General features: G+C 66.2%; 22 protein-coding genes. 9 read left to right on the top strand and 13 right to left on the bottom strand.

From position 1 onward, the window contains the following. Positions 1-18 precede the first annotated feature (18 nt). Positions 19-1,308 carry a crotonyl-CoA carboxylase/reductase gene (ccrA, locus tag B4L36_RS00965; protein ID WP_292950979.1) on the bottom strand — a complete coding sequence of 430 codons (1,290 nt, stop codon included), beginning with the start codon at positions 1,306-1,308 and terminating at the stop codon, positions 19-21. A gap of 211 nt (positions 1,309-1,519) precedes the next feature. Here ccrA and B4L36_RS00960 point away from each other — a divergent pair, with 211 nt between their 5' ends. Further along, on the top strand, positions 1,520-3,478 hold the full coding sequence (locus tag B4L36_RS00960; protein WP_292950977.1) for a protein meaA: 1,959 nt from the start codon (positions 1,520-1,522) through the stop codon (positions 3,476-3,478). Between the two features lie 66 nt (positions 3,479-3,544). Here B4L36_RS00960 and rpmE read toward each other — a convergent pair whose 3' ends face one another. The 9 genes from rpmE to B4L36_RS00915 all read right to left on the bottom strand — a co-directional run bounded on the left by rpmE (position 3,545) and on the right by B4L36_RS00915 (position 9,077). Next, on the bottom strand, positions 3,545-3,766 hold the full coding sequence (rpmE, locus tag B4L36_RS00955; RefSeq protein WP_292950975.1) for a 50S ribosomal protein L31: 222 nt from the start codon (positions 3,764-3,766) through the stop codon (positions 3,545-3,547). Positions 3,767-3,777: 11 nt separating this feature from the next. Then, complete coding sequence (rplS, locus tag B4L36_RS00950; RefSeq protein WP_292950973.1) at positions 3,778-4,155, bottom strand: 50S ribosomal protein L19; 378 nt, start codon at positions 4,153-4,155, stop codon at positions 3,778-3,780. Further along, the gene (gene trmD / locus B4L36_RS00945) at positions 4,152-5,012 is read right to left on the bottom strand and encodes a tRNA (guanosine(37)-N1)-methyltransferase TrmD (protein ID WP_292950971.1); all 861 of its coding nucleotides are present in this window, start codon (positions 5,010-5,012) and stop codon (positions 4,152-4,154) included. Before trmD ends, rplS begins: the two co-directional genes overlap by 4 nt. Continuing rightward, positions 5,009-5,506, bottom strand: coding sequence for a ribosome maturation factor RimM (gene rimM, locus B4L36_RS00940; RefSeq protein ID WP_292950969.1), 498 nt, complete (start codon positions 5,504-5,506; stop codon positions 5,009-5,011). The genes trmD and rimM overlap by 4 nt, the downstream gene beginning before the upstream one ends. A 60-nt stretch (positions 5,507-5,566) precedes the next feature. After that, complete coding sequence (rpsP, locus tag B4L36_RS00935; RefSeq protein WP_292950967.1) at positions 5,567-5,932, bottom strand: 30S ribosomal protein S16; 366 nt, start codon at positions 5,930-5,932, stop codon at positions 5,567-5,569. A gap of 45 nt (positions 5,933-5,977) precedes the next feature. Then, positions 5,978-6,274: a chorismate mutase gene (locus B4L36_RS00930; RefSeq protein WP_292950965.1), complete on the bottom strand. Its 297-nt coding sequence runs from the start codon at positions 6,272-6,274 to the stop codon at positions 5,978-5,980. Beyond that, positions 6,271-6,819, bottom strand: coding sequence for a GNAT family N-acetyltransferase (locus B4L36_RS00925; protein WP_292950963.1), 549 nt, complete (start codon positions 6,817-6,819; stop codon positions 6,271-6,273). Before B4L36_RS00925 ends, B4L36_RS00930 begins: the two co-directional genes overlap by 4 nt. After that, on the bottom strand, positions 6,816-8,312 hold the full coding sequence (gene ffh, locus B4L36_RS00920) for a signal recognition particle protein (RefSeq protein ID WP_292950961.1): 1,497 nt from the start codon (positions 8,310-8,312) through the stop codon (positions 6,816-6,818). The genes B4L36_RS00925 and ffh overlap by 4 nt, the downstream gene beginning before the upstream one ends. Positions 8,313-8,489: 177 nt before the next feature. After that, positions 8,490-9,077 (bottom strand): FMN-dependent NADH-azoreductase, encoded by a 588-nt coding sequence (locus B4L36_RS00915; RefSeq protein ID WP_292950959.1) that lies wholly within the window; start codon positions 9,075-9,077, stop codon positions 8,490-8,492. A 93-nt stretch (positions 9,078-9,170) separates the two neighbouring features. On the opposite strand from B4L36_RS00915, the gene B4L36_RS00910 reads away from it, so the two are divergent. The 8 genes from B4L36_RS00910 (at position 9,171) to B4L36_RS00875 (ending at position 18,415) form a co-directional block, all read left to right on the top strand. Then, complete coding sequence (locus tag B4L36_RS00910; protein WP_292950946.1) at positions 9,171-10,016, top strand: LysR family transcriptional regulator; 846 nt, start codon at positions 9,171-9,173, stop codon at positions 10,014-10,016. A 114-nt stretch (positions 10,017-10,130) separates the two neighbouring features. Continuing rightward, positions 10,131-10,706, top strand: a complete 576-nt coding sequence (locus B4L36_RS00905) for a peroxidase-related enzyme (protein WP_292950944.1) — start codon at positions 10,131-10,133, stop codon at positions 10,704-10,706. After that, a complete protein-coding gene (locus B4L36_RS00900; RefSeq protein ID WP_292950942.1) occupies positions 10,703-11,641 on the top strand; it encodes a DMT family transporter in 939 nt (312 codons plus the stop codon). The genes B4L36_RS00905 and B4L36_RS00900 overlap by 4 nt, the downstream gene beginning before the upstream one ends. A gap of 35 nt (positions 11,642-11,676) precedes the next feature. Further along, positions 11,677-12,552: a DMT family transporter gene (locus tag B4L36_RS00895; protein ID WP_292950940.1), complete on the top strand. Its 876-nt coding sequence runs from the start codon at positions 11,677-11,679 to the stop codon at positions 12,550-12,552. Between the two features lie 90 nt (positions 12,553-12,642). Beyond that, positions 12,643-13,413, top strand: a complete 771-nt coding sequence (locus B4L36_RS00890) for a division plane positioning ATPase MipZ (RefSeq protein WP_292950938.1) — start codon at positions 12,643-12,645, stop codon at positions 13,411-13,413. Between the two features lie 98 nt (positions 13,414-13,511). Continuing rightward, entirely contained in the window at positions 13,512-14,780 is a 1,269-nt protein-coding gene (locus B4L36_RS00885; protein WP_292950936.1) for an efflux RND transporter periplasmic adaptor subunit, read from the top strand. Continuing rightward, a complete protein-coding gene (locus tag B4L36_RS00880) occupies positions 14,777-17,833 on the top strand; it encodes an efflux RND transporter permease subunit (protein WP_292950934.1) in 3,057 nt (1,018 codons plus the stop codon). The genes B4L36_RS00885 and B4L36_RS00880 overlap by 4 nt, the downstream gene beginning before the upstream one ends. A gap of 63 nt (positions 17,834-17,896) precedes the next feature. After that, the gene (locus B4L36_RS00875) at positions 17,897-18,415 is read left to right on the top strand and encodes a type 1 glutamine amidotransferase domain-containing protein (protein ID WP_292950932.1); all 519 of its coding nucleotides are present in this window, start codon (positions 17,897-17,899) and stop codon (positions 18,413-18,415) included. Between the two features lie 201 nt (positions 18,416-18,616). On the opposite strand, the gene B4L36_RS00870 is transcribed toward B4L36_RS00875, so the two are convergent. From B4L36_RS00870 to B4L36_RS00860, 3 genes are all read right to left on the bottom strand, one after another. After that, positions 18,617-19,936: a pyruvate dehydrogenase complex dihydrolipoamide acetyltransferase gene (locus B4L36_RS00870; RefSeq protein ID WP_292950930.1), complete on the bottom strand. Its 1,320-nt coding sequence runs from the start codon at positions 19,934-19,936 to the stop codon at positions 18,617-18,619. Positions 19,937-19,948: 12 nt separating this feature from the next. Beyond that, complete coding sequence (locus B4L36_RS00865) at positions 19,949-21,337, bottom strand: pyruvate dehydrogenase complex E1 component subunit beta (protein WP_292950928.1); 1,389 nt, start codon at positions 21,335-21,337, stop codon at positions 19,949-19,951. A gap of 13 nt (positions 21,338-21,350) precedes the next feature. Then, positions 21,351-21,891 (bottom strand): thiamine pyrophosphate-dependent enzyme (locus B4L36_RS00860; protein WP_292950926.1); only part of this gene is annotated, 541 nt, incomplete at its 5' end.

Genomic DNA, 21,891 nt, shown 5'->3' with positions numbered 1-21,891 from the left:
CGCAAAGGCGGCGCATGTCTAGCGCCGACCGGCTTCCAGCGCGTCCTCGAACGTGCGCAGGCCGGTTCTTGGCGCCTGCACCAGGACCGACATGTTTCCCGGCTTGTGCTGGTTGCGATACATCTTCATGTGCGCGGCCGGAATCTCGGCCCAGGGGAAAACTTCGGACATGCAGGGGTCGAGGCGGCGTTCCAGCATCAGCCTGTTGGCGGCGCTGGCCTGTTTCAGATGCGCGAAATGCGATCCCTGGATGCGCTTCTGGTGCATCCACAGATAGCGCACGTCGAAGGTGCAGTTGAACCCGGTGGTACCGGCGCAGATCACCACCATGCCGCCCTTCTTGCAGACCAGGGTGGAAACCGGGAATGTCGCCTCGCCCGGATGTTCGAAGACGATGTCGACATTGTTGCCCTTGCCGGTGAAGTCCCAGATCGCCTTGCCGAACTTGCGCGCCTCGGTAAACCATTCCCTGTATTCGGGCGTGCCCACCTTGGGCAACTGGCCCCAGCAGTTGAATTCCTTGCGGTTGATGACGCCCCTGGCGCCCAGGCCCATGACGAAATCGCGCTTGTCCTCTTCGCTGATGACGCCGATCGCGTTGCCGCCGGCGGCGTTGATCAACTGGATCGCGTAGGATCCGAGGCCGCCCGAGGCGCCCCAGACCAGCACGTTCATGCCGGGTTTCAATTCGTGCGGCTCATGGCCGAACAGCATCCGGTAGGCGGTGGCCAGCGTCAGCGTGTAGCAGGCCGATTCCTCCCATGTCAGGTGGCGCGGGCGCGGCATCAGTTGCTGCGCCTGGACATTGGTGAACTGGGCGAAGCTGCCATCCGGGGTCTCGTAGCCCCAGATCCGCTGGGTCGGCGAATACATCGGGTCGCCGCCGTTGCATTCCTCGTCGTCGCCGTCATCCTGGTTGCAGTGGATCACGACCTCGTCGCCGACCTTCCAGCGTTTCACCTTGTCGCCCACGGCCCAGACGATCCCCGAGGCATCCGAACCGGCGATGTGGTAGTCCGCCTTGTGGCCGTCAAAGGGGCTGATCGGCTGACCCAGGCCGGCCCAGATGCCATTGTAGTTGACCCCCGCCGCCATCACCAGGACCAGCACTTCGTGGCTGTCGATGACCGGGGTGTCCACGACCTCGATCTGCATGGCCTTGTCAGGCTCGCCATGTCTTTCACGGCGGATGGTCCAGGCATGCATCTGCTTTGGCACATGACCCAGGGGAGGCATCTCTCCGATCTCGTAGAGATCCTTCTGGGGCGCGTCATAGGGCGCGATCGGGGTCGGGGCGTCGAGGGCCATCAGCGTCTCCTGTTCTTGCCGCGACGCAGAATCGCCGCGCGGGATCGGGCTTGTCGTAAAATGCGTCACGCAACATTGCAACCCTTTTAGGGCCTGTATTGTAATTTTGTGTCGGATAAAATCATGGTCATGCCGCATTGCGGCGAATTGACGGCGTATGAATATTTCGGTATCGGGTCATGGACCGGAAGATTGTTGCGAGGTGATCCGCATGGCCCCCAAAGACAAGCCCTGGCTGTTCCGCACCTATGCGGGCCATTCGACGGCTGAAAAGTCGAACGCGCTGTATCGCGGCAATCTGGCCAAGGGGCAGACCGGGCTGTCGGTGGCCTTCGATCTGCCGACCCAGACGGGCTATGACAGCGATCACGTCCTGGCGCGCGGCGAGGTCGGCAAGGTCGGGGTGCCGATCTGCCATCTGGGCGACATGCGCACCCTGTTCGATGCGATCCCGCTGGAGCAGATGAACACCTCGATGACGATCAACGCGACCGCGCCCTGGCTGCTGTCGCTGTATATCGCGGCCGCCGAGGAGCAGGGCGCGGACATATCGAAATTGCAGGGCACGGTGCAGAACGACCTGATCAAGGAATACCTGTCGCGCGGCACCTATATCTGTCCGCCCAAACCGTCGCTGGCAATGATCACCGACGTCGCCGCCTATACGCGCCAGCACCTGCCGAAATGGAACCCGATGAATGTCTGTTCCTATCACCTGCAAGAGGCCGGGGCGACACCGCAGCAGGAACTGGCCTATGCGCTGGCCACCGCCATCGCGGTGCTGGACGACCTGAAGGGCAAGGTGTCCGACGCCGATTTCCCGGCGATGGTCGGGCGGATCAGCTTTTTCGTGAACGCGGGCATCCGCTTCGTCACCGAATTGTGCAAGATGCGCGCCTTTACCGAATTGTGGGACGAGATCACCGCCCGGCGCTATGGCATCGAGGATCCGAAATTCCGCCGGTTCCGCTATGGCGTGCAGGTCAACAGCCTGGGCCTGACCGAGCAGCAGCCCGAAAACAACGTCTATCGGATCCTGCTGGAAATGCTGGCGGTGACGCTGTCAAAGTCCGCGCGGGCGCGCGCCGTGCAACTGCCCGCCTGGAACGAGGCGCTTGGCCTGCCCCGGCCTTGGGATCAGCAATGGTCGCTTCGGATGCAGCAGATCCTGGCCTACGAGACCGACCTGCTGGAATACGAGGATCTGTTCGACGGCAACCCGGCCATCGAGCGGAAGGTGAACGAGTTGAAGGATGGCGCGCGCGGCGAATTGCGCCTGCTGGACGAGATGGGCGGCGCCATCGCGGCCATCGACTACATGAAATCGCGGCTGGTCGAGGCCAATGCCGAACGGCTGAACCGGGTCGAGGCGGGCGAGACGGTGGTGGTCGGCGTCAATCGCTGGCAGCAGGGCGAGCCATCGCCGCTGACGGCCGGCGATGGCGGGATCATGGTCGTCGATCCGGCGGTCGAACAGGACCAGATCGACCGGCTGGCCGAATGGCGCGCGGGCCGGGACGATGCGGCGGTCAAGTCCGCGCTGGACGCCCTGCGGGCGGCGGCGTCGGGGGGACGGAACGTGATGGAGCCATCCATCGCGGCGGCGAAGGCGGGCGTGACGACGGGCGAATGGGCGGGCGTGATGCGCGCGGTGCACGGCGAATATCGCGGTCCCACAGGCGTGTCGGCCAGCCCCTCGAATCGGACCGAGGGGCTGGAGGATATCCGCGAGGCCGTCGATGCGGTCAGCACGCGGCTGGGCCGGCGGCTGAAATTCGTGGTCGGCAAGCCGGGGCTGGACGGGCATTCCAACGGTGCCGAACAGATCGCCTTTCGTGCCCGCGATTGCGGCATGGACATCACCTACGAGGGGATCCGGCTGACGCCCGAACAGATCGTGACCGCGGCGCAGGATCAGCAGGCGCATGTCGTCGGCCTGTCGATCCTGTCGGGCAGTCACCTGCCGCTGATCGAGGATCTTCTGGACCGGATGCGCGGGGCCGGGCTGGGTCATGTCCCGGTGATCGTCGGCGGCATCATCCCCGACGAGGACGCCGCGCGACTGCGCGCGATGGGCGTCGCCCGCGTCTATACGCCCAAGGATTTCCAGCTGAACACGATCATGATGGATATCGTGGCCCTGGTGGAACCGGGGGCGGCGGCGGCATGAAGGCTGCTTGCGAAATGCAGGACGCCGCCCGAAGGGGCGGCGTCCCGATGGCGTGGCGAGGGGCGATCAGAAGCCCAGGCCGGCATACTTGTTCTTGAACCGGGACACACGGCCGCCGGTGTCCATCAGGCGCGAGGAACCGCCGGTCCAGGCCGGGTGGCTGGACGGATCGATGTCCAGCGACAGCGAATCGCCCTCGGCGCCCCAGGTCGAACGGGTCTGGTAGACGGTCCCGTCCGTCATCTTGACGTCGATCATGTGATAATCGGGGTGGATGTCTTTTTTCATCGGATGACCTCTCAGGCGTCGGCTTTGGGCTTGTAATTGGTCTTTTCGGCGATGCGGGCCGATTTGCCGCGGCGGTCGCGCAGGTAATACAGCTTGGCACGCCGCACCTTGCCGCGACGCACCACCTCGATCGCGTCGATATTGGTCGAATACAGCGGAAACACACGCTCCACGCCTTCGCCAAAGCTGATCTTGCGCACGGTGAAGCTGGCGCCGATGCCGCTGCCGCCCTTGCGCGCGATGCAGACGCCCTCATAGGCCTGCACGCGGGTCCGGGTGCCCTCGGTCACCTTGTAGCCGACGCGAACGGTGTCGCCGGCCTTGAAGTCGGGGATGGTCTTGCCAAGCTCGGCGATCTGCTCGGCTTCGAGTTCTGCGATCAGGTTCATCGCTTTGGTTCCTTGTCATGCTCGCGGTGTTTCCGCGATTGGTCTGATGCGCCCGAGAGCTGTCGGTCCTTTGCCGGGTCCATACGGGTTTCCTCGTATGCCCGCCACAGGTCGGGGCGGCGTTCCTTGGTCAGCCTTTCGGCTTCGTCGCGTCTCCAGGTGGCGATGGCCGCGTGATTGCCAGACATGACGACATCCGGGATCCTGCGGCCGTCCCATTCGGCGGGGCGCGTGTAGTGCGGGTGTTCAAGCAGACCCTCGGAAAAGGATTCCTCGGCCAGCGACGCCTGATTCCCCAGCACGCGCGGTATAAGGCGGATGGTCGCGTCTATCAAGACCTGAGCCGCCAGCTCTCCTCCGGTCAGGACATAATCGCCGATGCTGATCTCCTCGATCCCGCGGGCATCCAGAATGCGCTGGTCCACGCCTTCGAACCGGCCGCAGACAAGGGTCACGCCGGGGCCCTGCGCCAGCGCGCGGGCGCGGGCCTGGGTCAGCGGGCGTCCGCGCGGCGACAGATAGATCACCGGCAGGGCCGGATCGGCCTGATCCAGCGCCGCGGCCATCACGTCGGGGCGGATCACCATGCCCGCGCCGCCGCCCGCGGGCGTGTCATCGACATTGCGATGCCTGCCGATCCCGTGGTCGCGCAGGGCGATGGTGTGCAGGTTCCACAAGCCCTGGGTCAGGGCCTTGCCGGTCAGCGACAGGCCCAGGATGCCGGGAAACGCCTCGGGGAACAGGGTGACGACATGGGCGGTCCACGCGCCCGCCACCCGTGGCGGGGCGATCAGTTCGCGCGGGCGCAGGCTGCTGGCGATGGACAGGCGGCCGTGCGATTTCGGCTGGCCGGTCATTGGTCGCTGCCGGGCGGGTCGGCGACGATGCGTCCCGCGGCCAGATCGACGGTCGGCACGACCTGGCGGGTGAAGGGCAGCAGAATCTGGTCCCTGCCCACGACTTCCAGGATGTCGCCCGCGCCGTGATCGAAGATCGCGCGCACCCGGCCCAGCACCTGCCCGCCGGTATCGACGACCTCCAGCCCGATCAGATCGGCATGGTAGAATTCGTCGTCGGGCAGCGAGGGAAGGGCCGCGCGCGGCGCCCACAGGGTGGTGCCACGCAGCGCCTCGGCGGCCTCGCGGGTGGTGATGCCCGACAGGCGGGCGCCAAGGCCGCCGGTGACGGGGCGGGTCAGCGTCACGGCAAAGCTGCGCTTGCCGTCCTCGCTGGTCAGCGGACCATAGCCGGCGATGTCGCCTGGCTGGGCGCAGAAGCTTTTCAGCCGCACCTCGCCACGGACCCCGAAGGCCCCGGCGATGGCGCCGACGCAGATGCGATCCTCGGCCATGGCTTCCCCCGCTGCAAGAATGGCCGGCGACGGATTCGCCGGCCGTGTCGCTGCACCGCCTTATTCGGCGGCGGCTTCTTCGGCCGGGGCGGCGGATTTCGCGGCCTTTTCCTCGGCGCGTTTCTTCGCCTTGTCGCCCGGCTCGGCCTTTTTCATGTTCTTGCGGTCGGCCTTGTCGCGAACGCCGGCCGATTCCAGAAAACGGGCCACACGATCGGTCGGCTGGGCGCCATGATCCAGCCAGTGCTGAACGCGCTCCATGTCCATCTTCACGCGATCCTCGCTGTCTTTCGGCAGCAGCGGGTTATAGGTGCCCAGCTTTTCCAGAAAGCGGCCGTCGCGCGGCTTGCGCGTATCGGCGACGACGATGGCGTAGTGGGGGCGCTTCTTGGAACCACCACGGGCGAGACGGATCTTGACGGCCATTCGAGTTTCTCCTTTGAAATGGCTGGTTTCGCTGCGTTTCGCAGCCTAGGATTGAAGGGTTTCGTGGTGCCGGATCACTTCGGCGATCACGAAGTTCAGGAATTTGCGCGCGAATTCCGGGTCCAGATCGGCTTCGCGCGCGAGGCGTTCCAGCCGCTCGATCTGGGCCGCCTCACGGTCGGGATCGGACGGAGGAAGGTCGTGCCGGGCCTTGAGGCGGCCGACGGACTGGGTGTGCTTGAACCTTTCGGCCAGCGTATAGACAAGGATCGCGTCCAGCCGGTCGATGCTGGCGCGATGGTCCTTCAGCAGTTCCGCCGCACGGGTTGCGGTATCACTCATGCGGCATGTCCTTCACGAGGGGACGGGCAGGGATGGCGATAGACCAGGCACGGCGTGTCGAAATCCGGCCCCCGCGCGGTCTTGTCCAGCGTCGCGCCCAGTCTTTCGGCCAGCGCGATCGAGCGTGCGTTCTGCGGATCGATATAACTGACGGCGGTCTTCCAGCCGAGGCTGCCGAAGGCGTGGTCGCGGGCGGCCGTGGCGGCTTCGCAGGCAAAGCCCTTGCCCTCGGCTTCGCGCGACCAGAGTGTCCAGCCGATTTCCGGTTCGGGCCATGTTTCGGGATACCAGGGACCGGTCATTCCCAGCGGGCTGTCGTCATCCTGACGGGTGAAGATGAACGATCCCCAGCCGCGCATGACCCAGTGGCCGATGACATGGCCAAAGGCCCGCCATGCCTTGCCATCGTCGAAATCGGCCGGGCGGATGAACCGCGACCGGTCGCTGGCCGCGAAATCGCGCCAGAACGGCCAGTCGGCGGCCACGGGCGCGCGCAGCACCAGCCGTTCGGTCCTCAGGGTCGGAGCAGGGGAGAGCCGGATCATTTCTTGCCGAACATGCCGCCGAAGCCGCCGGGCAGGCCGGCCTTGGACAGATCGCCGCCCAGACCCTTGGGATCCTGCAGCAGCTTCGTCGCCTCGGCCATCCTGGCGGGATCGACATCGCCCATCTCGGGCAGGCCGCCGCCCTTGCCCGTCATTGCGCGCATCGCCTGTTTCAGCATCCCGCCCTTGCCCATCTTGCCGATTTTCTTCATCGTATCGGCCATTTGGCGCTGCATCTTCAGAAGACGGTTCAGCTCGGCCACGTCCAGCCCGGCGCCGGCCGCGATGCGCTTCTTGCGACTGGCCTGCAACAGCGCGGGATTGGCGCGTTCCTTCTTGGTCATGGAATTGATCAGCGCCACCTGACGGCGCATTGCGGTGTCGTCCATGCCCGCCGCCTCGGCCTGCCTGGCCATCTTCTGCATGCCGGGCATCATGCCCATGATCGACTGCATCCCGCCCATCTTCTGCATCTGTTCAAGCTGGCCCTTGAGGTCGTTCATGTTGAACAGGCCCTTCTGGAACCGCTTCATCATGCGTTCGGCCTGTTCGACCTCCAGCACCTCCTGCGCCTTCTCGACCAGCGCCACGATGTCGCCCATGCCGAGAATGCGGCCGGCGATTCGCTGCGCGTCGAACGCCTCGAGCGCGTCCATCTTTTCGCCAAGGCCGACGAAGCGGATCGGCTTGCCGGTGACGGCGCGCATCGACAGCGCCGCGCCGCCGCGTCCATCGCCGTCCATCCGGGTCAGCACCACGCCCGAGACGCCGACCTTGCCGTCGAATTCGGTCGCCACGTTCACCGCGTCCTGACCGGTCAGGCCATCGACGACCAGCAGGGTTTCGCGCGGAGCGGCGATGTCGCGGACGGCCTGCACCTCGTCCATCAGCACCTGGTCGATATGCAGTCGGCCGGCGGTGTCCAGCATGTAGACGTCATAGCCGCCCAGGCTGGCCTGCTGTTTCGCGCGCTGCGCGATCTGCACCGCCGTCTGGCCGGGCACGATCGGCAGCGTATCGACGCCGATCTGCTGGCCCAGAATCGCAAGCTGCTCCATCGCGGCGGGGCGGTTGGTGTCGAGGCTGGCCATCAGCACGCGCTTCTTCTCGCGGTCCTTCAGGCGCTTGGCCAGCTTTGCCGTGGTCGTGGTCTTGCCCGAGCCTTGCAGCCCGACCATCAGGATCGGCGCCGGCGGGTTGTCGATGCGCAGCGCCTCGGGCGCGTCCTCGCCCTGCAGCACCCTGATCAATTCGTCATGGACGATCTTGACGACCTGCTGGCCGGGCGTGACGGATTTCGTCACTGCCGAGCCGGTCGCCTTGGCGGTGATCGATTTCACGAAGCTGCGCGCGACCGGCAGCGAGACGTCGGCTTCCAGCAGCGCGACGCGCACCTCGCGCATGGCGGCGGTCACGTCCTCTTCGCTGAGCGCGCCCTGCTTGGTCAGGCGGTCGAAGACGCCGCCAAGCCGGTCGGACAGGTTCTCGAACATCGCGGGCCTCCTGAATCGGTCCAAAGCGGTCTTGCCCCCGTGGGCGCAACGCGCTGACGGGGGGCGATCCCCGCGTCGGACGGGGACCGGAAGGCACATCCTTCCGGGAATCCGGGATCACATAGGCAAAAACGGCCACCGAGTCAACGATGGCCGTCCCAAAATGCGGTGGCCGGATCAGGCGGCCAGATTGTCCACGGCCTGCCGCGCGCGGGCCAGACCGGCCTCGCGGTCCATGGCCAGCCGGTCGGCGGCGACGAATTCCACGTCGGTGATGCCCAGGAAACCCAGGATATGGCGCAGGTAGCCCGAGGCGAAGTCCAGATCGGAGCCCAGCGGCGTCCCGGCCGAGGAATAGGCGATGATGGCGCGCTTGCCCTTCAGCAACCCTTCGGGACCGGCTTCCGTATAGCGGAAGGACAATCCGGCGCGGGCGATCTGGTCCAGCCAGTTCTTCAATTGCGCGGTGATCGCGAAATTGTAGACGGGCGAGCCGATGACCAGCACGTCGGCATCCCGCACCTCGGCCAGATAGGCGTCGGCGGTCTCGATCAGCCTGCGTTGTCCGGCGGTGGGGCTTTCCGGGGCCAGACGGACGGCGTGGAACCAGTCGGTGTCGATGGCGGGCACGCCGGCATTGAGGTCGCGATAGGTGACGGCGGCGTCGGGATTGGCCGCTTTCAGCTTGGCGATGATGTCGGCGGTCAGCTTTCGCGAGACCGAGGCCTCGCCGGTGATGGCGCTGTCGATATGAAGGATCTGCATCCGAAGGCTCCTTAAAGGCTGCATGCCGGATTTAGGTCTATGCGCCAGAGAACGAAAGGGCCATAAACGCGCAGGCTCTGTGCGGAGATGCACATGAATATCGGAAGTTGGGATGACATCAGGATTGCCTTGGCGGTCGCCCGGTCCGGGACGGTCAGCGGCGCGGCCGAGGCCCTGGGCGTTCACCATGCGACCGTGATCCGCCGGATCGACGCGCTGGAGGCGCAACTGGGCACGCGCCTGTTCCAGCGGCATCCGCGCGGCTATGCGCTGACCGAGCCGGGGCAGGCGCTGCTGCAGGTGGCGCGCGACACCGACGAGCGTTTCGCCCAGCTTGCCGCGCAGATCGGCGGCGCGGGCGACCGGATCGAGGGTGAACTGGTCGTGACCTCGTTGCCCGGTCTGTCGGATCTGGTCATGCCGCGCCTGATCGGTCTGCTGCGGCGCCATCCGGGGCTGCGGCTGAATTATGTCACCGATGTGCGTCTGTTCCGGCTGGCCGCGGGCGAGGCGCATGTGGCCATCCGCGCCGGAACCCGCCCGACCGAGCCCGATTACGTCGTGCGCCGGATGACCGATCTGCCGCAATCGCTGTATGCGACGGCCGGGTATCTGAAGGACCATGGCGATCCGGCCGATCTGGCGCGGCAGCGGCTGGCGCTGCCCGGCCCCGAGGCGCGCAACGCGCCGCTCATGCGCTGGCTGGCGGCCCGGACCCCCCCGGATGCGGTGGTCATGACGGCGAACGACACCGCCGCGCGCGAGGCGGTGATCCGCGCCGGGCTGGCGATGGGACCGCTGCCGCCCGCCCGCGCGGCGGGGCTGGTCGAGGCGCTGAGCCTGCCCGAATGGAGCTCGGCCCTGTGGCTGGTGACGCATGTGGACCTGCACCGCACGCCCAAGGTGCAGGCGGCGGTCGCGGCCCTGCGCGGCGATTGACGGAGTTGCGGGGGCAGCCCGGACGCGGCGCCCTCCCGCGCCCGGCCGGGATTGAAAGCGGCTTTCATCCCCGCGCGGCCTGACGCAGAGTGCCGCCCCAAGGAGGAACCCGCCATGACCGACGCCCACCCGATCAGCCGCTTTCCCGTGCCCGATCCGGCCAGCCTGCCCGACGATATCCGGCTCGCGATCGCCAAGGTCGCCGAAAAATCGGGTTTCGTGCCCAATGTGTTTCTGGCGCTGGCCCATCGCCCGGCCGAATTTCGCGCCTTCTTCGCCTATCATGACGCGCTGATGGACAAGGACGAGGGGCTGACCAGGGCCGAGCGGGAATTGATCGTGGTCGCGACCAGCGGGCTGAACCAGTGCCAGTATTGCGTCGTGGCCCATGGCGCGATCCTGCGGATCCGGGCGAAAAACCCGCTGATCGCGGACCAGGTGGCGGTGAACTGGCGCAAGGCGGATCTGGAACCGCGCGAGCGGGCGATGCTGGCCTATGCCGAGAAGGTGGCGCTGAATGCGCAACAGATCGGTGAAGCCGATCACGCGACCCTGCGCGAGGCCGGTTTCAGCCCGGACGAGATCTGGGATATCGGTGCCATTGCGGCCTTTTTCGGGATGTCGAACCGGCTGGTCAATGCGGGCGATATCCGGCCCAACGACGAGTTCTACCTGCTGGGGCGGATGTGAAGCCGCCGCAGGCGCCGCTGCCGCCCGGCCAAATGGCGATCTCGGCGCGGATGGAGTCGGAAGACTGGGCGCTGCTTTTGCTGCTGTCGCTGCTGTGGGGCGGATCGTTCTTCCTGATTTCGATCGCGCTGACCGGCCTGCCGGTGCTGACCATCGTCGCCCTGCGGCTGCTGGTGGCGGCGCTGGTTCTGTGGGCGATCGTGGCCGCGACCGGGCGCAGGCTGCCGCGCGATCCGGCGATCTGGCGCGCGTTTCTGGTCATGGGCGTGCTGAACAATGCCATTCCCTTCAGCCTGATCGTCTGGGGACAAACCGAGATTCCGTCCGGGCTGGCCTCGATCCTGAACGCGACGACACCGCTCTGGACGGTCTTGGTCACCGCCGCCCTGCTGGCGGACGAACGCGCCAGCCCGCGCAAGATCGCGGGAGTGGTGCTGGGACTGGGCGGCGTGGCGGTGATGATCGGTCTGGATGCGCTGGCGGGGCTGGGTCAGGCGATTTGGCCGCAATTGGCGATCCTGGGAGCCGCGATTTCCTACGCCTTCGCCAACAGCTTCGGGCGACGGTTTCGGCGCGGAGGTGTCGATCCGGTGGTGACGGCGGCGGGGATGGTGACAGGCAGCGGCGCGGTGCTGATCCCGCTGGCTTTGGCGATCGAGGGCTTGCCCGGCAGCGCCTCGGCGCAGGCATGGCTGGCCGTGCTGACGCTGGGCGTCGCCGGGACCGGACTGGCCTATGTGCTGTATTTCCGCATTCTCGGCCGCGCGGGGGCGACGAATATCTCGCTGGTGACATTCCTTGTGCCGGTTTCGGCGATCCTTCTGGGCTGGCTGTTTCTGGGCGAGACACTGGGTATCGCGCATCTGCTCGGCATGGGCCTGATCGCGGCCGGGCTGGCCCTGATCGACGGGCGGCTGATCGGGGCGCGCGGATGATCGCGCGGGCGCAAGCCCTGCGGGGTCATGCCGCGATGCTTCTGTTCTCGGCGCTGGTGGCGGGGTCTTTCTCGCTGGGCGCGCGGGCGGCCAACCTGATCGACCCGGCGGCGATCACTGCCGCGCGCTTTGTGATCGCCGCCGCGCTGATCGCGGCTTTCGCCTTCGCCGCCGGTCCGGGGGTGCCGCGGACGGCGTTTCGCGCGCCCTGGCGCTATCTGCTGCTGGGCGGGGTCTTTGCCAGCTATTTCGTGCTGATGTTCCAGGGCCTGAAGACCGCGGCCCCGGTCAGCGCCAGCGCGGTCTTCACGCTGACGCCGCTGATGGCGGCGGGCTTTGGCTGGCTGCTGATGCGGCAGCGGCTGACGGGCCGCATGGCCGCGGCGCTGGCCCTTGGCGGCGCCGGCGCGCTATGGGTGATCTTTCGCGGCGATCCGGCCGCGATGGCGCGGCTGGAATTCGGACGCGGCGAGGGGATCTATCTGGCCGGTTGCGTGGCCCATGCCCTCTACACGCCGCTGGTCAGACGGCTGAACCGGGGTGAAAGTCCCGTCGTGTTCAGTCTCGGCACGCTTCTGGCCGGGGCGGGGGTGCTGATCCTGTGGGGCTGGGGGCCGATTTGGGCGACGGACTGGACGGCCCTGCCCGGCATCGTCTGGATCACGCTGCTTTATGTCGCGATCCTCGCCAGCGCCGTGACCTTCGTGCTGGTGCAATACGCGACGCTGCGCCTGCCCGCCGCGAAGGTCATGGCCTATACCTATCTGACGCCGGTCTGGGTCATCGTGCTGGAGGCTGCGATGGGGCAGGGCCTGCCGGGCAGTGTCGTGGCACCGGGAATCGGCGCCACCCTGCTGGCGCTGTGGATGCTGCTGCGCGAGGACGAACCGGCATCCCTGCGGCAGCCCTGACGCAGGCGTGAGCTTTCCGTGAAGGCCCGCTTTCCTTCCTTGCGGCGCGCCGCTAGGGTCCGGCCGAACGAAGGCAAGAAGAGGCGATCCGTGGCGCATATCATCGTCGTGGGCAACGAAAAGGGCGGGTCCGGCAAGTCCACGACCTCGATGCATGTGGCGACCGCTCTGGCGCGGATGGGACATCGCGTCGGCGGGCTGGATCTGGACGTGCGCCAGCGCAGTTTCGGCCGCTATCTGGAAAACCGCGCCGCCTTCGTGAAGCGCAAGGAACTGGACCTGCCGACGCCGATGCTGGGCCATCTGGGCGAGGGCAGCGATCCCTTGACCCCGGCGCTGACCGCGCTGGAGGCGGAATGCGATTTCATCCTGCTGGATTGTCCGGGCTCGCATACCAAGCTCAGCCAGATGGCGCATACGCTGGCCGATACGCTGCTGACACCGATGAACGACAGTTTCGTCGATTTCGACCTGCTGGCGCGGATGTCGCCCGAGGGCAAGGTGCTGGGTCCGTCGATCTATGCCGAGATGGTCTGGGCCGCCCGGCAGATGCGCGGGCAGGCGGGGGCCGGGCCGATCGACTGGCTGGTGCTGCGCAACCGGCTTGGCACCCAGGCCATGCACAACAAGCGCAGGGTGGGCGGGGCGCTGGACACGCTGTCCCGGCGCATCGGCTTTCGCGTCGCGCCGGGCTTTTCCGAGCGCGTCGTCTTTCGCGAATTGTTCCCGCGCGGGCTGACGCTTCTGGACCTGAAGGATATCGGCACCGAGACCTTGAACATGTCCAACATCGCCGCCCGCCAGGAATTGCGCGACCTGATCGGCGAATTGCGGTTGCCGGGCGTTTCCGTCACTTTCTAGAAGCTTCCGCAGGGGCAACGCGGTGCCGGCATTGTTGGCGGCGGCATGAGACACTATCTTACGCGCGCTCAAGATATGAAAAACGCGGCGGTTTCCTGATGCGAGTGTTGGCCTTCCTTGTCGTTGTCCTCGGGTCCGCCTTGCCCGGATGGGCCCAGGACGCCGCGTCGGGCAGCGAGGCCGTGGCGCAAAGCGTGCCCGCGGTCACGGTCGCGCCGGCAAGGCGCGCCGAGGTGCAGGCGCGGGTGCCGGTATCCGGGACCCTGGTCGCCCGCCAGAAGGTGCAGGTCTTTCCGCAGGTTTCGGGCTATGAAATCACCGAAATTCTGGTCGAGGCCGGCGATCAGGTCGAAAAGGGCGATGTGCTGGCACGGCTTTCGACCGATACGCTGGCGGCGCAGCTGGCCCAGGCCGAGGCCGAATATCAGCGCGCCAGGGCCGGGGTCGGCCAGGCGCGCAGCAACATCGACAGCGCCGAGGCTTCGCTGACCCAGGCCCAGACATCGCTGGATCGCGCCCGCAGGCTGCGCGAGGGCGGGAACGCATCGCAATCGACCCTGGACGACGCGGTCGCGGCCGAGGCGAATGCGCGGGCGCAGGCTGCATCGGCCCGCGACGGGCTGGCCGTCGCCCAGGCGCAGCTGGCCCAGGCCGAAGCCGCGCGCCGCATCGCCAGGCTCAACCTGGACCGGGCGACGATCCTGGCGCCGGTCCCGGGGCTGGTCGTGGCGCGGAACGCCGAACTGGGCGCGCTTGCCGGCGCCTCCGCGGAACCCCTGTTCAGCCTGATCGCCGATGGCGCCGTCGAGATGGAGGCCGAGGTGATCGAGACCGCGCTGCGGCAGTTGAAGATGGGCGATCCGGCCGAAATCAGCGCGGCGGGTCTGGGCAAGGTCGATGGCCGGGTGCGGCTGATCCCGGCCTCGGTCGATCCGGTCACGCGGCTTGGCCTGATGCGGATCTCGCTGGATGCGCAGGCGGGACTGCGCACGGGCCTTTTCGCCAGCGGCTGGGTCATCACCGCCCGCCGCGACGCGGTGACGGTGCCGGCAACGGCGGTTCTGTCGGATTCCCAAGGCGACAGGGTTCAGGTCGTGGCCGATGGCCGCGTCGAAAGCCGCCCGGTCCGGGCCGGGCTGCTATGGGATGGCCAGCGCGAGATCGTCGAGGGAGTGACCGAGGGCGAACAGGTGATCGCGCGGTCGGGTGCATTCTTCCGTGACGGCGATCAGGTGCGGGCGATCTCGGCCGAGGCCGCGACAACGGCCGAGGCCGGGACCGCGAATGAAGCTGGTGCAAGGGCGGCGGCGGCGATTGCGCCGGCCGACGATCAATCGGCCGATGCCGGTCAGAAGGCACGGCGATGAATTTCTCGACCTGGTCGATCCGCCACCCGGTGCCGCCCATCGCGGTTTTTCTGGTGTTGCTGGTCGTCGGATTGTTCAGCTTTTCGCGGCTGCCGGTGACGGCGATGCCGAATATCGACCTGCCCATCGTCAGCGTGACCATCGCCCAGCCCGGTGCCGCGCCCTCGGAACTGACAAGCCAGGTGGTCCAGCCTGTCGAGGACAGCATTTCCTCGATCACCGGGGTGCGGCACATCACCTCGACGGCGACCGACAGCAGCGCCAGCATCACCGTCGAATTCGAACTGGAAACCGACAGCGACCGCGCGGTCAACGATGTCAAGGACGCGGTCTCGACGATCCGGGCCGAACTGCCCGAAAGCATCAGCGAACCCATCATCCAGCGCGTCGATGTGACCGGCTTTCCGATCCTGACCTATGCGGTCAGCGACCCGACCCAGACCATCGAGGGCCTGTCGAAATTCGTCGATGACGTGATCGGGCGCGAATTGTCCACCGTCAGCGGCGTCGCCAAGACCTCGCGGATCGGCGGGGCCGAACGCCAGATCAAGGTTGATCTGGATCCCGACCGGCTGCTGGCGCAGGGTCTGACGGCGGCCGGGATCTCGGATCAGTTGCGGGCCAAGAACATCGACATGGGCGGTGGCCGGGGCGATCTGGCCGGGACCGAATATTCCATCCGCACGCTGGGAGCCGCCGACAGCGTGGCGCAACTGGCCGCCACCCCCATCGCCATCGCGGACGGCCGCACGATCCGGCTGGATCAACTGGGCGACGTCACGGATGGCGCCAGCGACGAACGCAGCTTTGCGCTGCTGGATGGCCAGCCGGTCGTGGCCTTCGGGGTCTATCGCGCCTCGGGCGAATCCGATCTGGGCGCGGGCGACGGCACCAAGGAACGGCTGCAGCAGATCCGCGAGCGTTACCCCAATACCCGCATCACCCTGATCGACGATTCGACCACCTATACCGAAGCCAGCTATACCAGCGCGATGGAGACGCTGTATGAAGGTGCGGCGCTGGCGGTAATCGTGGTGTTCCTGTTCCTGCGCAACTGGCGTGCAACGCTGATTGCCGCCGTCGCGCTGCCCTTGTCGATCATCCCGACCTTCTTCGTGATGCAGTGGCTGGGTTTTACCCTGAACGGGATAAGCCTTCTGGGGATCACGCTGGTCACCGGCATCCTTGTCGATGATGCCATCGTCGAGATCGAGAACATCGAACGCCATATCGGCATGGGCCTGCCGCCCTACGAGGCCAGCGAGGAAGCCGCGGAAGAGATCGGCCTGACGGTCATCGCGATCAGCTTTTCCATCGTCGCAGTTTTCGCGCCGGTCAGCTTCATGGGCGGGATTCCGGGGCAGTATTTCAAGCAGTTCGGCCTGACTGTCGCGGTGTCGGTCCTGTTCTCGCTGCTGGTGGCGCGGATCATCACGCCGATGCTGGCGGCCTATTTCATGCGCGGCAAGGTCCATGACGCGAACCGTCGCGACGGATTCGTCATGCGCGGGTTGATGTCGGTCTGCCGCTGGACCATGCGCCATCGCGGGCTGACGCTGCTTGCCGGTATCGCGATCTTCGCGGGTTCGATCTATTCCGCGACCCTGCTGCCGACCGAATTCATCCCGGCGCAGGATGTCGGCCGCAGCCAGATCAGGCTGGAAATGCCGCCCGGCTCGACCATCGACGAGACCGAGAACGGCGCCCGCCGGATCACCGCGCAGATCGGCGAGGTGCCCGAGGTCCGGTCGGTCTTCAGCTACTCGGATGGCAGCGACGTCACCGAGGCGCGGGTGATGATCAATTACGGTCCCAAGGAAGATCGCGAGCGGTCGCAATTCGACCTTGAGGCGCAGCTGAAGCAACGTCTGTCGGACATGCCCGACATGCGGATCAATTTCCAGAACGAGAACGGCGAGAACGACCTGACGATCAGCGTTCTGGGCACGACCGAGGAGGGCGCGGCACTGGCCGCCCAGCGTCTGGCCTCGGCGATGAGCCGGCTGCCGACGCTGGAGGGCGTGACGACCTCGGCCAGCCTGCAGCGCCCCGAGATCCAGATCCTGCCCAAGGCCGATATCGCGGCCCAGCTTGGCGTGTCCGCCAGCGCCATGGCGACGACGCTGCGGGTTGCCACGCTGGGCGATACCGAGGCGAACCTCGCCAAGTTCAATACCGGCGACGAGCAGGTGCCCATTGTCGTGCGGCTGAACCAGGCCGCGCGCGACGACCTGATGCGGGTTCAGACCCTGCGTGTGCCAAGCTCGGCCGGGCAGGTGCCGCTGGCCACGGTGGCCGATGTCACCCTGTCGGCCGGCGCGACCGAGATCGGGCGCTATGACCGGCAATACCAGACCAAGGTCGGCGCCAATCTTGCCGATGGCTCGCTGCTGGGGCCGGTCAATGCCCAGGTGACCGAATTGCAGAACCGGATCGAGATGCCGCCCGGAACACGGATCCAGGCCGCGGGCGATGCCGAGATCATGGGCGAGGTTTTCGGCGCCTTCGGCACCGCGATGGGCGCGGGCGTGATGCTGGTCTATGTCGTTCTGGTGCTGCTGTTTCATAACTTCGTGACGCCGGTAACGATCTTGCTGTCGCTGCCTCTGGCCATCGGCGGCGCGATCCTGGCGCTGTTCGTGACCGGCAATTCGATCAGCATGGCGGTGGTGATCGGGTTCCTGATGCTGATGGGGATCGTCACCAAGAACTCGATCATGCTGGTGGAGTTCGCGCTGACCTCGATGGCCGGGGGCACCCCGAAGCGCGAGGCCATCCTGGACGCCGTGCACAAGCGCGCGCGGCCCATCGTCATGACCACCATCGCGATGAGCGCGGGCATGGTGCCTTCGGCGCTGGCGACCGGCGAGGGCGGAGAATTCCGGGCGCCCATGGCCATCGCGGTGATCGGCGGACTGATCCTGTCCACGATCCTGTCGTTGCTGTTCGTGCCCTCGCTGTTCTCGGTCATCCATGGCGGGCAGCGGCGCATCTTCGGGTGGATCGGTTATCGCCTCGGTCTGAACCGGGCGCGGGACGTGGTTGCCGAATAGCGGTGGAACCGCCGGCGTCGCGGGCGCATTGGACCCCGCAACGTCAAGGAAGGAGCTGTTTCCATGGCCAGGATTCTCATCATGGCGTCGGATGGATACGAACAATCGGAACTGTTCGTTCCGCTGGAAAAACTGAGGGCGGCCGGGCACGAGGTCGATATCGCGGCCCCGGAACCGGGCGCCATTCGCGCCTGGGCGACGGATGACTGGGGCAAGTCGGTCGAGGCCGGGAAAGGCATCGCCGGCGTTTCGGCCGGGGATTACGACGCGCTGGTCCTGCCGGGCGGGGTCATCAACCCCGATACGCTGCGGCATGACGACAAGGCCGTCGACCTGATCCGCGACTTTTCCGCCGCCTCAAAGCCTATCGCCGCGATCTGCCATGCACCCTGGCTGCTGATCGAGGCGGGGTTGGCAAAGGGTCGGAAAATGACCGGCTATGTCTCGATCCGCACAGATATCGGCAATGCCGGGGCGGATGTGGTCGATGACAGCGTGGTGGTGGATCGCGGCGTGATCACCAGCCGCAATCCGGACGATCTGGACGATTTCGTGGCCGCGATCGAGAAGGCCCTGGCCTGATTGCATCCCGCGACGGGCGGGGCTGTCTGGTCCCAATCCGAACCTACCGGGACGAATGGCGCGGGGCGTTCCGCGCTGAAAAGCGTGACCGGGCTCTTTTCCCGCACGCTCGTCCGGCGCGAAAGAGATTCGTTCCAGTGCAGGGACGCGCAAGCGAAGGAGGCCGGAAAGGCCCCCTTCGCGAATTCGCGGTGCGCCGCCTCAGGCCAGCATCCCCATCGGATTTTCGAGGTGGTCCACGATGGCGTTCAGAAGCTGGGCACCAAGCGCGCCGTCGATCACCCGGTGATCGACCGACAGGGTCATCGACATGACGTTGCGGATCACGATCTCATCATTCTCGACCACCGGTGTCTTGATCCCCGCGCCGACGGCCAGAATCGCGCCGTGAGGCGGATTGATCACCGCGTCGAAATTCTCGATCCCGAACATGCCCAGGTTGCTGACAGCGAAACTGCCACCCAGATATTCGTGCGGGGCCAGCTTCCTGTTCTTGGCGCGACCCGCCAGATCCTTCATCTCGGTGGACAGCTTCGACAGCGTCTTGGCCTCGGCATCCTTCAGGACCGGCGTGAACAGCCCGCCTTCGACCGCGACCGCGACGGCCACATCCGAGGGTTTCAGCTTGATGATCCGGTCGCCCGCCCAGACGGCATTGGCATCGGGCACCTGTTGCAGCGCCAGCGCGCTGGCCTTGATGACGAAATCGTTCACCGACAGCTTCACGCCCCGGCCTTCCAGCTGCTTGTTCAGCGTGGCGCGCAATTTCATCAGCTCGTCCAGCTTGGCCGAGCGGCGCAGATAGAAATGCGGGATGGTCTGCTTGGCCTCGCCCAGCCGCTGGGCGATGGTGCGGCGCATTCCGTCCAGCGTGACCTCTTCGGTTTCGCGATCGGCATAGATCCGGGCAACTGCGTCGGCCGATGCGCCCTTGGGTGCCTCGGCGGGGGCGGCGGCCGCGGGTTTCGCGGGCTCGGTCCTGGCGGGGGCTGTGCCGGGCTTGGCGTTCTCGACATCGGACTTGACGATCCGGCCGCGCGGACCCGATCCGCTGATCGCGGAAAGCTCGATCCCCTTTTCCGCCGCGATCCGGCGGGCGAGGGGCGAGGCAAAGATTCGGTCGCCCTTGTCCGAAGGCGCCGCGGAGGGCGCCTTTGCGGTCCGGGCCTGGCCCTCGACCTCTTTCGGCGCTTCGGCAGGCGCGCGCTTCTCTGGCGCGTCCTGTTCCGGCGCCTCGGGGCCGGGACTGGAAATCTCGCCGATATCGTCGGCGCTTTCGCCTTCTTCCAGCAGCACGGCGATGGGGGTGTTGACCTTCACGCCCGCGCTGCCCTCGTCGACCAGAATCTTTCCGATCTTGCCCTCGTCGACGGCCTCGAATTCCATCGTGGCCTTGTCTGTCTCGATCTCGGCGATGATATCGCCGGACTTGACTTCGTCGCCTTCCTTGACCAGCCATTTGGCCAGCGTGCCTTCCTCCATCGTCGGAGACAGCGCGGGCATCAGGATTTCTGTCGGCATCTCGCTATCCCCTTATTTGTAGGTGACTTTCTTCACCGCCTCGACCACCTCGCCGGGGGTGATCAGCGCGAGTTTTTCCAGGTTGGCGGCATAGGGCATGGGCACGTCCTTGCCGGTGCAGTTGATCACCGGAGCGTCCAGCCAGTCGAAGGCGTTTTCCATGATATAGGCCGACAGATGGTTGCCGATGGCGCCGACCGGAAAACCCTCTTCGACCGTCACCATGCGATTCGTCTTCTTCACCGATTCGATGATCGTGCCGTAATCCAGAGGGCGCAGGGTGCGCAGGTCGATGACCTCGGCCTCGATCCCGTCCTCGGCCAGCGTGTCGGCGGCCTCAAGCGCGTGGGCCATGCCGATGCCAAAGCTGACGATGGTCACGTCGCCGCCCTGACGCGCAATACGGGCCTTGCCGAATGGGATGGTGAAATCGTCCAGATCGGGCACCTCGAAGCTGCGGCCATAGAGGATTTCGTTTTCCAGAAAGATCACCGGGTTCGCGTCGCGGATCGCCTGTTTCAGCAGCCCCTTCGCGTCGGCCGCGGAATAGGGCATCACGACCTTGAGGCCGGGAATCGCCGCATACCACGCGGCGTAGTCCTGACTGTGCTGGGCGCCCACGCGGGCGGCGGCGCCGTTCGGACCGCGGAACACGATGGGGCAACCCATCTGCCCTCCCGACATGTACAGCGTCTTGGCAGCCGAGTTGATGATGTGGTCGATGGCCTGCATGGCGAAGTTGAAGGTCATGAATTCCACGATCGGGCGCAGACCGGCCAGCGCTGCCCCGGTGCCGATACCCGCGAAACCCATTTCGCTGATCGGGGTGTCGACGACCCGGCGCGCGCCGAACTTGTCCAGAAGACCCTGGCTGATCTTGTAGGCGCCCTGGTATTCGCCGACTTCCTCGCCCATCAGGAACACGGTGTCGTCGCGGTCCATTTCCTCTTCCATGGCCTCGCGCAGGGCTTCGCGCACGGTCATGGTCTTCATCTTCGTGCCTTCGGGCCAGTCGGGGCTGCGGTCGGGTTCAGGTGTCTTGACCTTCTCCACCGCCGAGCCGCCGGTCTTGTCGTCTTCCTTGTCGTCGTCCTCGGCTGATTTTGCCTGGGCCGGCCGCGATTCGGGATTCGAGACCTCGATATCGTCGGCCGATTCGCCCTCTTCGACCAGCACGGCGATGGGGGTGTTGACCTTCACGCCCTCGGTCCCCTCGTCAACCAGGATCTTGCCCATCGTGCCTTCGTCGACAGCCTCGAATTCCATCGTGGCCTTGTCGGTCTCGATCTCGGCGATGATGTCGCCCGCCTTGACCTCGTCGCCTTCCTTCTTCAGCCATTTGGCCAGCGTGCCTTCCTCCATGGTCGGCGACAGGGCGGGCATCAGGATTTCGGTTGCCATGTCTTGATCCCCCTCAGGCGTTCTCTTCGGCGCTGCCCTGCGGCAGTTCGCTGGCGTAGATATCGGTCCACAATTCGTCCAGCGCCGGCTCCGGGCTGTCCTTGGCGAATTCGGCCGAGGCGTTCACGATCTCCTTGATTTCCTTGTCCACCGCCTTCAATTCGTCCTCGCTGGCATGTTTGCCCTGCAGCATCAGTTCGCGCACATTCTCGATCGCGTCGCGTTCGTCGCGCATCTTCTGGACCTCTTCGCGGGTGCGGTATTTGGCCGGATCCGACATCGAATGGCCGCGATAACGGTAGGTCATCACTTCGAGGATATAGGGCCCCTTGCCGGCGCGGCAGTGGGCGACGGCCTTCTGGCCGGCCTCCTTGACGGCCAGCACATCCATGCCGTCCACCTGTTCGCCGGGAATGCCGAACGCCTCGCCGCGCCCGAACAGGCTGGTGGATTTTGTCGATCGCTTGACCGATGTGCCCATGGCATATTGATTGTTCTCGATCACGAAGACCACCGGCAGATCCCAGAGTTCGGCCATGTTGTAGGTCTCGTAG

The sequence above is a fragment of the Paracoccus sp. UBA889 genome (genome assembly GCA_002294185.1).
In the GTDB taxonomy this organism is placed as follows: Bacteria; Pseudomonadota; Alphaproteobacteria; order Rhodobacterales; family Rhodobacteraceae; genus Paracoccus.
Note: the sequence above shows the minus strand (reverse complement) of the source record. Positions and strands in the feature narration are given on the sequence as shown.

Bases quoted from the DNA above. Each gene is read 5' to 3' on its own strand.
- B4L36_RS00925 (WP_292950963.1), bottom strand. From the start codon at position 6,819: ATGATCCGGCTCTCCCCTGCTCCGACCCTGAGGACCGAACGGCTGGTG.
- rimM (WP_292950969.1), bottom strand. From the start codon at position 5,506: ATGGCCGAGGATCGCATCTGCGTCGGCGCCATCGCCGGGGCCTTCGGG.
- B4L36_RS00930 (WP_292950965.1), bottom strand. From the start codon at position 6,274: ATGAGTGATACCGCAACCCGTGCGGCGGAACTGCTGAAGGACCATCGC.
- B4L36_RS00895 (WP_292950940.1), top strand. From the start codon at position 11,677: ATGCTTCTGTTCTCGGCGCTGGTGGCGGGGTCTTTCTCGCTGGGCGCG.
- B4L36_RS00865 (WP_292950928.1), bottom strand. From the start codon at position 21,337: ATGGCAACCGAAATCCTGATGCCCGCCCTGTCGCCGACCATGGAGGAA.
- B4L36_RS00905 (WP_292950944.1), top strand. From the start codon at position 10,131: ATGACCGACGCCCACCCGATCAGCCGCTTTCCCGTGCCCGATCCGGCC.
- B4L36_RS00870 (WP_292950930.1), bottom strand. From the start codon at position 19,936: ATGCCGACAGAAATCCTGATGCCCGCGCTGTCTCCGACGATGGAGGAA.
- rpmE (WP_292950975.1), bottom strand. From the start codon at position 3,766: ATGAAAAAAGACATCCACCCCGATTATCACATGATCGACGTCAAGATG.
- B4L36_RS00960 (WP_292950977.1), top strand. From the start codon at position 1,520: ATGGCCCCCAAAGACAAGCCCTGGCTGTTCCGCACCTATGCGGGCCAT.
- trmD (WP_292950971.1), bottom strand. From the start codon at position 5,012: ATGACCGGCCAGCCGAAATCGCACGGCCGCCTGTCCATCGCCAGCAGC.
- B4L36_RS00915 (WP_292950959.1), bottom strand. From the start codon at position 9,077: ATGCAGATCCTTCATATCGACAGCGCCATCACCGGCGAGGCCTCGGTC.
- rplS (WP_292950973.1), bottom strand. From the start codon at position 4,155: ATGAACCTGATCGCAGAACTCGAAGCCGAGCAGATCGCCGAGCTTGGC.
- ccrA (WP_292950979.1), bottom strand. From the start codon at position 1,308: ATGGCCCTCGACGCCCCGACCCCGATCGCGCCCTATGACGCGCCCCAG.
- B4L36_RS00875 (WP_292950932.1), top strand. From the start codon at position 17,897: ATGGCCAGGATTCTCATCATGGCGTCGGATGGATACGAACAATCGGAA.
- B4L36_RS00880 (WP_292950934.1), top strand. From the start codon at position 14,777: ATGAATTTCTCGACCTGGTCGATCCGCCACCCGGTGCCGCCCATCGCG.
- B4L36_RS00910 (WP_292950946.1), top strand. From the start codon at position 9,171: ATGAATATCGGAAGTTGGGATGACATCAGGATTGCCTTGGCGGTCGCC.
- rpsP (WP_292950967.1), bottom strand. From the start codon at position 5,932: ATGGCCGTCAAGATCCGTCTCGCCCGTGGTGGTTCCAAGAAGCGCCCC.
- ffh (WP_292950961.1), bottom strand. From the start codon at position 8,312: ATGTTCGAGAACCTGTCCGACCGGCTTGGCGGCGTCTTCGACCGCCTG.
- B4L36_RS00885 (WP_292950936.1), top strand. From the start codon at position 13,512: ATGCGAGTGTTGGCCTTCCTTGTCGTTGTCCTCGGGTCCGCCTTGCCC.